Source organism: Bacillus sp. SRB_331, from assembly GCF_003264175.1.
GTDB lineage: Bacteria > Bacillota > Bacilli > Bacillales > Bacillaceae_G > Bacillus_A > Bacillus_A mycoides.
Window position 1 is genome coordinate 49,397 of record NZ_NADV01000008.1, and the last position, 12,445, is coordinate 61,841.

The window sequence follows — 12,445 nt, forward strand, 5'->3', positions numbered from 1 at the left end:
TTCTATTTTTTTCTTCCACCGTTGTCAATAAATAAACCTTACAATCCGTATCTTTATTTATGCGTATTATCTATCTTTAGAATGCAAGTTGCTTCTCCGCTTCTCTCTCTCCCCTTTATACTTTCTCCATCCAACATACGTTAAAGTGAACAAAATAAGTCCTCCAGTAATTGTCATAAACCAAATGAGAGAGGGAGCAATCTCATCTTTTTTTACTGTATGAAATATTTTTTGCAAATCACCTTTAATAATCCCTAGTTGCATTTGTCCACCTTTCGTTTTTAACATAACGTTACGAAATTCATCCAAATAAGATAAATGTGCATTTACACGCTGCGCTTCGTTTTCTGGCAGAGCAATCATTAAACTAGGATAAATAATATTAAATTCATTTAAAAATGTATTTAGCGTCTGTTGGAACTGTCCATCATCTTCTTTTTCCATCGCCTTTTCTACTTGAGAAAAAGCATTCATTATCTTTCTTTCTCTTTCCATCCAAAGTGGCTGATATTTAGATACTTGTGCATCAACAGCAAGTTGTAACGCTAACATATTATCCACTTTAACTTGCCTATCTGAATCTTCCGCGAGAGATTGTTTCGCCTTATCGTATGCTAAAGAAACGACTCTAATTTGTCCCGGAGTTACTTTTGAATTATTTTCATTCTCCTTTGATAGAAATTGCTCTGAGAAATGGTACAGTACTTGTATTGCCTTTTCATCTTCTTTTTTCTTCACTAACTGCAAAGAGTCATCTAGCAATCCAGTTAGTTCACTCCACTCTTCAGCATATATACGTACTGGAAACATTATAATTAGAAATGCTATCAGTCCAATTAATGTTCTCTTCATCCCGGTCCCCCCTATAACTACTAGTACAAAATATGTGGAATTGGACAAGAATAGAACAGAACAAAACCAAAAAATATATTATCTCTATGAAAACAAAAAAATTCTCTTTAAGCAGAGAATTTTTTCTTTGAAACCCTTTTCTTTTTCACTAAATATTTATACACACCGTAACAAAGCATGCTACCACCTAAAATCAATAATAAAATAATACATGCAGCATGCATAAAGAATTCTTCCGGTAACATTAAAATAACCGGATCTGTTTCAATATCAAACATCCAATAATCATTGCTAAATAAAAGCTTATGAAATAATACGAAACTCTTTTCAAAATTAATAGCAATTGGTAACGTAAGAGCTATTGGAAAAATAATTGTAAGAATCGCTCCGTGAAGTAAAAACTTTTCTTTTTTCTTTTTTAATAAATACGCTCCTCCTAATACAGCAATTACAATCGTTCCATACATTATATATTGAATCTTTACTAAAATATTTTTAACATCTACAAAATGAATGCGTCCATTTGTGGACATATCTAATGTCGGCAATTGTAATGCACCTTCATAAAACGGCGATAAATATGTAATAAGCACATCATAGTTTCTCTTAATTTCATCTTTCGTCATATCCGCTAAATCTGGAATATTTAAAAAATCAATTTCAAAATAATACAACCATTTTCCATATACAACTACCGTTGTCGCGAGAGCGAAAATAGAAAATGCTATGCTATAGGAAACTACTAAAGTGATCAATCGATCCAATATGTTTATACCGCTCTTATTTTTCTTCATTTTCTCCCCCTAAATGTCCTCACCATCATAAAGAAAACTGTTTTCGGTTCTCACGTAAGCAATAATAATATGTAATACACAGTACAGCAATACTTAACCAAAACGTAAAATAACCAATTTTCTCTACAAATAAATGCATAATCCCATATCTCGGCATTTGCCAAAATAAATAATCAATTGCATCATTATGTAATGTCCATATGCCAGCTACAGTGAAGTGCCATTTTTTTATCCGATAAAACGGAGCATATAACATTCCCTGCACTGCCATCGCAAAATGAGATAACATTAACATATATCCCATAAGGCCAATAGGGCCTTTTACATAAATCATAATTGCATTTACAACAACAGCCCAAACACCATATTTTATTAAAGTAACTATCGCTAGCGCTTCTATTAACCCCCAGTTCTTCTTCATCAAAAAAGCAATTAAAACAAAGACAAAAAAGAGAGTCGCCATAGGGCTATCTGGTACAAACGGCCAAAATATAGGTGAGGTTTCTTTTAATTGATTTCCATACCATATGAATCCGTAAATTGTACCTAATATGTTAACAACCAATAAAAATAATAGTACCGAACGTTGCCTTAACATTGCATACAAGTAAGCCAATCTGTATGTCCAACACCTTTCAAACAAAGTAATTCTTTCATCGAACTCTACTCTATTATATAGCAAACTTTCCGTCATCGTAGAGTAGAAAACTGAAACAGATTAAATTTTCTTTAGAGATGGCTTTGCTATCCCTTTTCTGTTTCAACTTCCCCTCATCAAACCGTACGTGAGGTTTTCCCTCATACGGCTTTCCGATGCTCTTCCTTCTTTAGCTTTCAGTTTGTTCTAGCTTCCTACTTTCACGAGTGTGTATGTTATTTTCTTCATCAAGTCCTTGATACGACCATGTTTCTTTCGAACATTTCTTTTCTTATTCCAGAAAAGGTTAAGCCTTTCTAAGAAGTACCAATCTATTTTACCGAGCCACTTCTGTCCAATTGAAGATAGGCTATAATAATTTTTGAATCCTTGTAGAATTCTATTTAAACCTTTCACCATCAAACAGTGCCCAGCTTAGCTGGGCACGCAAAATAAAAAGCTGACCACAGATTTTGTAGTCAGCTTTTCTATTATTTTTTATTATACTTTGCAACGAATTCCGAAAGCTTTTTCAGTTCCTCATCTGTACCTTTAAATACACCTTTAGGCATTGAACCTTTTCCATCTTTCGCAATTTTAGCGATTTCTTCTGGTTTTAAAGTTAAGTTTTGCAAAGCCGGTGCTGCCGCTCCGCCCTGTAAATTGTCACCATGACATGTTAAACAAGTATTTTTTTGCATCAACTTGTAGCCGTCATCATTTTTATCAACTGGTGCTGTTTTTACAATTGCTCCTTGTTTTTTTGCAGCTTCCCAATCGTGGTGTGCTACAGATTCCCAAGTTAAAAAAATAATCGATGCAATTGCTAAAAGCATAAACCCCGTTGCTACAGGACGCTTCAATGGTGCTCTTTCTGGGCCTCGATCTAGAAACGGAGCTAATAGTAACGCTCCAAACGCAATCCCCGGCATAATAAACGCACCAATTACAGTAAATGAGCCTGAAGCATACGAATACTTTAATAACTGATACAAGAATAAGAAATACCAATCTGGAAGTGGTATATATCCTGCATCTGTAGGATCCGCCATTCTCTCAAGCGGTGACGGATGCGCCACTGTTAAACATAAATAACCGACTAAAAAAACTGCACCAACCATCCATTCTTTTAACAAGAAATTCGGCCAAAACGCTTCTGTTTTCCCTGGATATTCAGAATAATCTTTTGGAATATTTGGTTTCCGGGCTACTGGTACCCGAGAATCTCCTACAAACTTCATCCCTTTGCCGCGATGCATAATCTCCCTCCTTTTGTTCTTTCCCCTTTAATTTAGCAATCTCTTATAGCGGACCGGAAATACCTTGTTTGCGAATCATGATGAAGTGGAAGGCCATTAAACCTAGAAGTGCTGCTGGTAAGAAGAAGACGTGAATAGCAAAGAAGCGAGTTAATGTTTGAGCGCCAACGATTTCGGAATGACCAGCGAGTAATGTTTTAATATAAGGACCAATGAGCGGCGTTTGCTCTGCAATTTGAATCCCTACTTTCGTAGCAAATAACGCTTTCATATCCCACGGTAATAAATATCCGGTAAAACCAAGACCTAACATAACAAAGAAAATAAGAACACCAACAATCCAGTTTAACTCACGAGGCTTTTTATACGCACCTTGGAAGAAAACTCTGAGTGTATGTAAAAACATCATTACAATTACGAGACTAGCACCCCAGTGATGCATACCACGAACAATTTGCCCGTAAGCTACTTCATTTTGTAAATAATAAACCGACTCCCAAGCATTTTTAATATCCGGCACATAATACATCGTCAAAAACATTCCGGACAAAATTTGAATTACTGTAACGAAAAAGGTAAGTCCTCCAAAGCAATAGACGAATGCAGAAAAGTGATGTGCCGGGTTAACATGCTCAGGTACTTCATGATCAGCGATATCACGCCATATCGGTGTAATATCTAAACGTTCGTCCACCCAATCATAAATTTTATTTAGCATCTACTTTGCACCCCCTCTTGGCTTCGCTTTTCCTAAATACAGCGTTCCATCTTTCACTTTAGACTCGTACACATCCAGCGGAGCAAGAGGCGGTGTGCCTTTAATGTTCATCCCATCTTTTGTGTAACGTCCCCCGTGACACGGGCAAAAGAATTGATTAGGATGTGCTTTGTCCGAATTCCAGTTCACTGTGCAACCTAAATGTTTACATACTGGCGAAAACGCAACAATTTCTCCACTTTCATCTTTATGCACCCAAGCAGATTTTGGCTCTTCAGACTTGTACCACCCGTCAACCTGCTTCACCTTAAAATCGAAGCGCTTCGGCTCTGTTGTAATATCCTTTACTTGTCCAACAGCAACCATATCTGTTCCCGCTTCTTTTCTTAACACCGGATCAAGCGCAAACCTCGTCATCGGCATTAAAATACCCGCCGCCATAAAGCCTCCTACCCCTGTAAGTGTGTAATTTAAAAACTGTCTTCTTGACACACGATGTTCTTTCTCGCTCACGAAAATTTCCCCCCTCTATCAGAAATTGTCCCCTCGTGAAAAAATTATATAAAAAATAAAAACTAGGACACTATCATGATATAATACCCTCTTGTATAGGTCAATATCATACTACTCATAATAATAAGAACTTTCTGTTTATTATTATTTTATCCATCTTTCTTCCAACATTTCCTTAATATTTTTTATGTGTGCACGAATAACTTCCCTTTTCGCTTGGTCACTAAATTGCTCTAATGATAACGATGGAAACCAAAATAAATCACCCTGCACATCTCTCATATCTTCTTTCCATGAAAAGTCACTTGTCACATAGGCAATATGCTTAAAACCTTGCCTTTGCAAATGATCTGTCCATTCTTGCAAACGGTCTTTTTCATTCTTTTGGCTCTCTACCAAATACGTAAATGCGGGCAGTAAAAGCACTCTTCCTTTATACTCCCTTTCCAACTCCATACTCAAAGCCTCAATAAATTCACCTTGCTCTACAACCATTTTCATTTCTTTTGCTGCCGAAATAGACAAAAGGGGTATAATCCCTGTATCTACATACTCCCTCGCTTGCTCAAACTGTTCTACATCTTTTACAATCCATTTCACCTTTTCTCCCCTCCTCCATTCGAAATAACAGAACTTTCACTTTATATATATTAAACCATACTAAAAGAGGTAAAAAAAGAAAAACTACCTATTATTAAGTAGTTTTTCTTAAAAAGTCTGAATTTCGTAAAGATTACATAATCAAAATGAATTCTATAAAATTTTTAACTCTGCTGTTAACCTATGAAATGCTTCCTTATCTTGCTTATCCAAAGCTTCATCAATTTGTTTCAAAAGACGTTCTCTTCTAAATGAGAATACACTTTCTTCTAAAAATCGTTCTGCAAGCAATCGATCTTTTTCATTCACTTCAATATGCTTTGGCAAATATGGGTTTTCTTCTAATACAGCTACATAGTTTGCATTTTGGAACGATGATTTAAAATTAAGCTGAATATAAATATCCTCATCTCGATTCAAACGAATATCATGAAACGATTTTTCTGCATCTGTTGTCATTACATTTTGTTTGAAAAAGTGAAACGGTGTGTCTTTCACACAATTTGCTGACATTACTAAGCCACGCGGACAATATTTTGCATGTTCTACGAAGTGGACTTTATGCATTAATTGATCGTGACTCATTAAATAATTCAAAATCCATACACATTCACGCTGTTTCAGTTGGTAATTATTCAAAAACCATTTTACAAAATCCTTCTTCTCGTTTACAGAAACAGGGGTATTCATAGCGATTAAGTCCCTCCTCTGTCTTTCTCTTTTCTTTTTAGATTCAAGAAGCGGCATTCAGTTTCCTTCCAACTTATGAAAAATCCTCTAAATTATATAACAATTCTTCAATATGAATTTGTGTCGGGTCTAGTTGTATTAACTGCGTAAATACTTCTTTCGCCTCTTTTCGCATTCCTTCTTCTAATAAGAAATAACCGTACTCTTCCAAGAAATCTGGATGATTCTTAAAAGAAGTATATGCACTTTCATAGTGTTTTAATGCATCCGAATACATTTCTAATTGTTTTTTTGCAAATGCAAGATCCCAAAGTAGTTGTGTATCTGGTTCTCCACTGTCAATTGCACGCTCTACAACTGCAATTAGCTCTTCGTATTTCTCTTGTTCTTTTAAAATATACGCATATTTTAATATCGCACCTAAATGTCCCGGATCTAGCTCCAGCGCTTTTTGAAGCACTTCTTCTGCCTCCGCTATTTTACCTAATTTCGCCGCAATATTCGCTAATTCTACATAGAAAGGAACAGACAGCTCATCTACTTTAATTCCTTCTTGAAGTGTTTCATAGCTTTCTTGAAGCATGCCTTCTTTTTCATAGCTTTTCGCTAAATACATGTATAACGATGCGTATTCAGGATCTAATTCTTTTAATTCTTGCCAAGCACCAATTGCTCTTTGATATTCTTCTCCTTGGTATAATGTGAAGGCATATCCAAATAATGAGTGAATATCTTTTTGCTCTTCTAACCCCGCTTCATAGTAAGAGATTGCCTCTTCCCAGTTTCCAATAGCACTTAAAGTTTCTGCTAGACGAAGCGCAATGACAACACCACCCATAACTTTATGTTCTGCTAGTAACGATTCATAATAAGTGATCGCCTTTTGCTCTTCACCTTTACTACTATATAATTCTGCTAACCCAAACGTAATAACAGGTTCGTCTGGCATCATTTCTTTCGCCTTTAATAGTTTTTGTTCTGCTACATCATCAAAACCTTGCATTTGGAATAAATCCGCTACAAGTAATAACGATTGAACATATAAATCATCGTTTTCTGGAATATCATGAAGCACTTCAATCGCTTCATCTTCTTTATCTAAATCAATATATAATTCTGCTAAAAATACCGTAAATTCACTTTCTTCCGGATATAGCAAGCGTAAGTCTTCAGTAATTGCTAACGCCTCATCCATAAACCCAAGTGTATGATAGTAACGAGCGATATCATACTTCTCTTCATCATTAGCAACTCGTAGTTGTTCTTTTAATAATTGTAATCCTTTTTCTGCTTCACCGTTTTCAATATAAGAAACAGCCTGTTCAAACTTTTGCATAAACGTCTCCTTTAATTCAAAAAATATTCTCTTCTGTTCATTTATCATAAGCAACTAGGTGTAAGAACGCAACCTTTTGAGTGAGCTACCGCTTCCTATACTTTCTCTCATAGCGCAGCTAATTGTTCGAAAAATTCCGGATACGATACAGCGACCGCATCACTATTCTCTATTTTCACTTCTCCATCTATAATACACGATGCGATTGCAAGCATCATCCCAATACGATGATCGCCTTGACTATTAACAGTATTTCCTTTTAAACTTTGTTTACCATATATAATCATACCATCTGGTGTAGCTTCAATCTTCGCACCTAATTTGCCTAATTCATCTACAACCGTATCGATACGATTTGTTTCTTTTACTTTTAACTCCTCAGCGTTTTTAATAACAGTAATTCCTTCTGCCTGCGTTGCTAATAAAGCAATTACAGGAATTTCATCAATTAATCTTGGAATAAGAGTTCCACCAATTTCTATTCCTTTTAGTTTAGATGTTTCAATCGTAATATCCCCGCACGGTTCAAACTCTTCATTTCTAATATGATCGATAGAAATAAGTGCACCCATCTTTGTTAATACATCTAAAACCCCTGTTCTCGTCGGATTTAAACCAACGTTTTCCAATACAAGCTTACTATTTTGGACAATTGCACCAGCTACTAAGAAAAATGCCGCCGAAGAAATATCTCCTGGAACTTCTATGTCTGCACCTTTAAGTTGTTGTCCACCTTGTAATGAAACAGTCCGTCCATTAACATCTACGGTACAACCGAATGCACGCAACATTCTTTCCGTATGATCACGAGATTGCATAGGCTCTGTTACCGTAGTAATCCCTTCCCCTTGCAAACCCGCAAGTAAAACTGCTGACTTCACTTGTGCGCTTGCTACTGGTGAATGGTAATGCATACCTTTTACCTTACCACCGCGAATAGATAAAGGTGTATATTGTCCGTTTTCTCTACCATCAATTTGAGCATTCATCTTACTAAGCGGGTCTGTAACACGTTTCATAGGACGTTTTCCAATTGATGCATCACCAATTATCGTACTATGGAACGGCGTATTTGCTAAAATCCCAAGCATAAGACGAATAGTCGTCCCTGAATTCCCCACATCTAATACTTCTTTCGGTTCTTGTAAATTATGTAATCCTTTACCGTAAATCGTGACATCGTTACCAAACTGTTCAATCTGGACACCTAGTTTTTGAAAACATGCAATTGTACTTAAACAATCTTCTCCTAATAAAAAATTTGATACTTTCGTCGTCCCTTCCGCTATCGCTCCAAACATAACAGAGCGATGCGAAATAGATTTATCACCTGGAACAACAATTTTCCCATTCAAACTATTTTTTCGTCCTACTAGTTTCAAACTGTATCCTCCTCACATTTTAAATAAGTTATATGTACAATAGTTCTTCTTATACGTCTACTTCTATTGTAACGTTTTCTTTCTTGAACGTGCAAACAACTCCCCTTATTGCAGTTCAAATGAAAAAGGCTCCTGTAACAGGAGCCTCCACCATTTCTTAAGAATACGTTTCTTCTTTCTTCACTTGTTCTTTTACAAGTTCCGTAAGTAATTCAATAATCTCATCATTTTCTTCTTTTAATCCAACAGTAATACGAATACCATCATGCATACCAAATGCTGCACCAGAACGAACGATATATCCTTTTTTCATTAATCGTTCGAAAGCTTCATTACCAGGTATACCAAGTTTCAAGAAAATGAAATTCGTTTGAGATGGATAGTAGAATACGTTATATTCCTTACAAAATGCATAATATTGATTTAATCCTCCGGCATTTTTCTTCACACACTCTTGTAAAAACTGTTGATCCTCTATTGCCGCTAATGCTACCGCTTGGGCGATAGTTGATGTGTTAAATGGTAGTCTTGCTACCTCTAGCTGCCCAATAAGCTTTGCATCACCAATCGCATATCCAATACGAAAAGCAGCTAATCCATATGCTTTTGAGAATGTGCGTAGCACCATAAGATTTTCGTACTTTTCAAGAAGAGGTAATGTTTGCGGATAATCTTCTGCCCCAGCATATTCATAATATGCTTCATCCATAATAACGAGCGCTGACTTTGGAACTGATTCTAAAAATGAAAGTAATTTTTGTTTTTCTACATATGTACCTGTCGGATTATTCGGATTACAAACCCATACAATCTTCGTTTTCTCATCTACTTGTTGTAACATTGCATCTAAATCGTGAATGCCATCTTTAAGTGGTACTTCACGAACTTCTGCTCCTTCAATAACAGCATGGTGATGGTATTGCGAGAACGTAGGGTTCGCCATTACAACATTTGTTCCATTATGTAGCAAAGCACGACTAATCATTTGAATGACTTCATCTAGCCCACTACCAAATAAAAGTTGTTCCGCTTTTACACCTAAATGCTCTGCTACTTTCTCACGAACCTCAAATGCCGCCCCGTCCGGATAGAGTGCATATTGATTAGCTAACGAAGTTAATGCTTCTGTCACACGCGCAGAGCAGCCAAACGGATTTTCATTCGAGGCTAGTTTTACAATTTTTGACAATCCATATTCTCTTTTTACTTCCTCAATATTTTTCCCAGGTACATATGCTCTCAAAGTTAACAATTGCTCTTTTACTCTCACTTTTCTTCCCCCAGTCATTGATATGATTTATAATGTCTTACTGTCATCTTTAATCATAACCGTCACCATTACGAGAATACCTTTAAATATGCATTTCATACCTGTTCTATGACTTTTTTACACCATATCCTTTTGAAATGCTTCTAACGCAATATGAACAGTCTCATCTGAAATAGATACGACATTCACTCCCCCATATTCCTGCATAAGCACCATATGAATTGTTCCAGCATTTGCTTTTTTATCTTGTTTCATCAACCGAACGAGACGTTCTACATTCAAGTCACTTGGCATTTTTGGATAACCGTATTTCAAGAACCACTGCTTCATTTCTTCATAAGAAAGATCAACTTTGTACACTTGCTCACTTAAAAACATAGCAAATAGCATGCCAACCGCTACTCCATCACCGTGAGTAATATTCCCATATCCTAACTCTTTTTCAAGAGCATGTCCTAACGTATGCCCAAAATTCAAATGGGCACGTACACCTTTTTCTGTTTCGTCTTGCGACACAATATTCGCTTTCACAGGAATCGCCTTCGTTAATATATGAATTAACTTTTCATCACGAAGATCCGTTAACGTTTGCACTTCTTCTTTTAACCAATGATATAGCTCTACATCACCAATAAGAGCATGCTTTATCACTTCTGCATAACCTGATCGCCACTCTTTTTCAGGAAGTGAATGTAAAAATGGCGTATGATATACAACAGCTTCTGGCTGATGAAACGCTCCAATCATATTTTTTCCTAGTGGATGGTTAATTGCTACTTTCCCGCCTACTGCGCTATCGTGAGCTAATAAAGTCGTTGGAACTTGGACAAAGCGAATACCACGCATAAACGACGCGGCAACAAATCCAGCCAAATCTCCAATCATCCCGCCTCCAAGTGCGATGATTAAAGAATTTCTATCTAATTTATTTTCAAGAGCCGAAGTGTGAGCCTCATAGAAATTTTCAAAAGACTTCTCTTTTTCGCCACTGGGTACAACAAACGAAAATACTTTTTGCTCTACTTGCAATGCATCAACAACTGTCTGTAAATGCAGTGATGCAACAGCTTCATCAGAAATGATCATTATGTTAGATACTGCAGGATTCATTTTTTGAATAAGCGTTGTTAAGTGTGACAACGCCTCCCTTCCAACATGTACATCATATTCTTTTGATTTCGTTTGAATATGTATGTTCTCCATTAAAATCCCCTCGCATATTCATTATGTTTCTCAATATTTTCACGTATAAGATCGATACGATCTAATCCAAATTGTTCAATTAAAGCTGTTGCGAGCTCCCAAGCCACAACAGATTCAGCCACAACGCTAGCTGCTGGCACTGCACAACTATCTGAACGTTCAATACTCGCTGTAAAAGGTTCTTTCGTATCAATATCAACACTTTGAAGCGGTTTATATAATGTCGGTATCGGTTTCATAACACCGCGCACAACAACCGGCATACCAGTTGTCATGCCACCTTCTAATCCACCTGCATTGTTCGTTTTTCTTCTGTACCCTTGCACTTCATCCCAAAGGATTTCATCATGCACTTCACTTCCAGGTCTATGTGCTGCTTCAAAACCAATTCCAATTTCAACACCTTTAAAAGCGTTAATACTCATAATTGCCGCTGCTAATTTTGCATCTAATTTTCTATCATAATGTACATAGCTACCTACTCCAATTGGCATTCCTTCTACAACTACTTCAACAATACCACCGATAGAATCACCATTTGCCTTCGCATCATCAATTGCTTGCATCATCTTTTTACCGGCCTCTTCATCTAAGCAACGTACAGGAGATGCTTCTGTAGTACTTTGTAATTCCACAATAGAGTTATATTTAATATTTGCTGCCTGTACACCACCAATCTCGATAACATGTCCCGCTACTTGTATACCTAATTCCGCTAATATTTTTTTTGCAACTGCACCAGCTGCAACACGAACTGTCGTTTCACGTGCTGAAGAACGCTCTAATACATTCCTCATATCTCTATGACCATATTTAATCGCACCATTTAAATCTGCGTGTCCAGGTCTAGGTTTCGTAACTTGCCTTTTCATTTCTTTCTCTTCCTGCTCAGTTAACGGCTCTGCACCCATAACCTTTGTCCAATGCGTAAAATCACGATTTTCAACAACAAGTGCAATCGGTGACCCCATCGTCTTCCCATGCCTAACACCACTTACAATTTGTACTTGGTCTTTCTCAATTTGCATGCGTCTACCGCGTCCATATCCTTTTTGTCTTCTAGCTAATTCTTCATTTATATCATTCGCTACTAAAGATAACCCTGCCGGAACACCTTCTAAAATTGTCGTAAGTTGCGGACCGTGGGATTCACCAGCTGTAATATATCGCATACGTTATTCCTCTTTTCGC

General features: G+C 36.7%; 13 protein-coding genes. All 13 read right to left on the minus strand.

Features of this window, described 5'->3' with window-relative positions; genetic code table 11:
• Positions 1-66: 66 nt before the first annotated feature.
• The 13 genes from ypjB to aroC all read right to left on the minus strand — a co-directional run bounded on the left by ypjB (position 67) and on the right by aroC (position 12,426).
• Positions 67-852, minus strand: a complete 786-nt coding sequence (ypjB, locus tag B5P42_RS07085) for a sporulation protein YpjB (protein WP_002141040.1) — start codon at positions 850-852, stop codon at positions 67-69.
• Between the two features lie 107 nt (positions 853-959).
• Positions 960-1,646: a lipoprotein intramolecular transacylase Lit gene (gene lit, locus B5P42_RS07090; RefSeq protein WP_113733905.1), complete on the minus strand. Its 687-nt coding sequence runs from the start codon at positions 1,644-1,646 to the stop codon at positions 960-962.
• 25 nt (positions 1,647-1,671) lie between these two features.
• Positions 1,672-2,262 carry a lipoprotein heptaprenylglyceryl N-acetyltransferase LhaT gene (gene lhaT, locus B5P42_RS07095; RefSeq protein WP_002086612.1) on the minus strand — a complete coding sequence of 197 codons (591 nt, stop codon included), beginning with the start codon at positions 2,260-2,262 and terminating at the stop codon, positions 1,672-1,674.
• 512 nt (positions 2,263-2,774) lie between these two features.
• Positions 2,775-3,542: a menaquinol-cytochrome c reductase cytochrome b/c subunit gene (gene qcrC, locus B5P42_RS07105; protein ID WP_002011836.1), complete on the minus strand. Its 768-nt coding sequence runs from the start codon at positions 3,540-3,542 to the stop codon at positions 2,775-2,777.
• A gap of 43 nt (positions 3,543-3,585) precedes the next feature.
• The gene (gene qcrB, locus B5P42_RS07110; protein WP_000932700.1) at positions 3,586-4,260 is read right to left on the minus strand and encodes a menaquinol-cytochrome c reductase cytochrome b subunit; all 675 of its coding nucleotides are present in this window, start codon (positions 4,258-4,260) and stop codon (positions 3,586-3,588) included.
• Complete coding sequence (gene qcrA / locus B5P42_RS07115; protein WP_002011835.1) at positions 4,261-4,773, minus strand: menaquinol-cytochrome c reductase iron-sulfur subunit; 513 nt, start codon at positions 4,771-4,773, stop codon at positions 4,261-4,263.
• Positions 4,774-4,917: 144 nt separating this feature from the next.
• The gene (locus B5P42_RS07120; protein ID WP_113733906.1) at positions 4,918-5,373 is read right to left on the minus strand and encodes a YpiF family protein; all 456 of its coding nucleotides are present in this window, start codon (positions 5,371-5,373) and stop codon (positions 4,918-4,920) included.
• A gap of 153 nt (positions 5,374-5,526) precedes the next feature.
• Positions 5,527-6,063, minus strand: a complete 537-nt coding sequence (locus tag B5P42_RS07125; RefSeq protein ID WP_002086615.1) for a ReoY family proteolytic degradation factor — start codon at positions 6,061-6,063, stop codon at positions 5,527-5,529.
• 73 nt (positions 6,064-6,136) lie between these two features.
• A complete protein-coding gene (locus tag B5P42_RS07130) occupies positions 6,137-7,399 on the minus strand; it encodes a tetratricopeptide repeat protein (RefSeq protein WP_002086616.1) in 1,263 nt (420 codons plus the stop codon).
• A 107-nt stretch (positions 7,400-7,506) separates the two neighbouring features.
• Positions 7,507-8,781: a 3-phosphoshikimate 1-carboxyvinyltransferase gene (gene aroA, locus B5P42_RS07135; RefSeq protein ID WP_113733907.1), complete on the minus strand. Its 1,275-nt coding sequence runs from the start codon at positions 8,779-8,781 to the stop codon at positions 7,507-7,509.
• A gap of 157 nt (positions 8,782-8,938) precedes the next feature.
• Positions 8,939-10,051, minus strand: coding sequence for a histidinol-phosphate transaminase (gene hisC / locus B5P42_RS07140; protein WP_113733908.1), 1,113 nt, complete (start codon positions 10,049-10,051; stop codon positions 8,939-8,941).
• Positions 10,052-10,168: 117 nt separating this feature from the next.
• The gene (aroB, locus tag B5P42_RS07145; protein WP_113733909.1) at positions 10,169-11,254 is read right to left on the minus strand and encodes a 3-dehydroquinate synthase; all 1,086 of its coding nucleotides are present in this window, start codon (positions 11,252-11,254) and stop codon (positions 10,169-10,171) included.
• Positions 11,254-12,426, minus strand: a complete 1,173-nt coding sequence (gene aroC / locus B5P42_RS07150; RefSeq protein WP_113733910.1) for a chorismate synthase — start codon at positions 12,424-12,426, stop codon at positions 11,254-11,256. Before aroC ends, aroB begins: the two co-directional genes overlap by 1 nt.
• Positions 12,427-12,445 lie beyond the last annotated feature (19 nt).

Bases quoted from the DNA above. Each gene is read 5' to 3' on its own strand.
- ypjB (WP_002141040.1), bottom strand. From the start codon at position 852: ATGAAGAGAACATTAATTGGACTGATAGCATTTCTAATTATAATGTTT.
- lit (WP_113733905.1), bottom strand. From the start codon at position 1,646: ATGAAGAAAAATAAGAGCGGTATAAACATATTGGATCGATTGATCACT.
- qcrC (WP_002011836.1), bottom strand. From the start codon at position 3,542: ATGCATCGCGGCAAAGGGATGAAGTTTGTAGGAGATTCTCGGGTACCA.
- qcrB (WP_000932700.1), bottom strand. From the start codon at position 4,260: ATGCTAAATAAAATTTATGATTGGGTGGACGAACGTTTAGATATTACA.
- B5P42_RS07125 (WP_002086615.1), bottom strand. From the start codon at position 6,063: ATGAATACCCCTGTTTCTGTAAACGAGAAGAAGGATTTTGTAAAATGG.
- B5P42_RS07130 (WP_002086616.1), bottom strand. From the start codon at position 7,399: ATGCAAAAGTTTGAACAGGCTGTTTCTTATATTGAAAACGGTGAAGCA.
- aroB (WP_113733909.1), bottom strand. From the start codon at position 11,254: ATGGAGAACATACATATTCAAACGAAATCAAAAGAATATGATGTACAT.
- aroC (WP_113733910.1), bottom strand. From the start codon at position 12,426: ATGCGATATATTACAGCTGGTGAATCCCACGGTCCGCAACTTACGACA.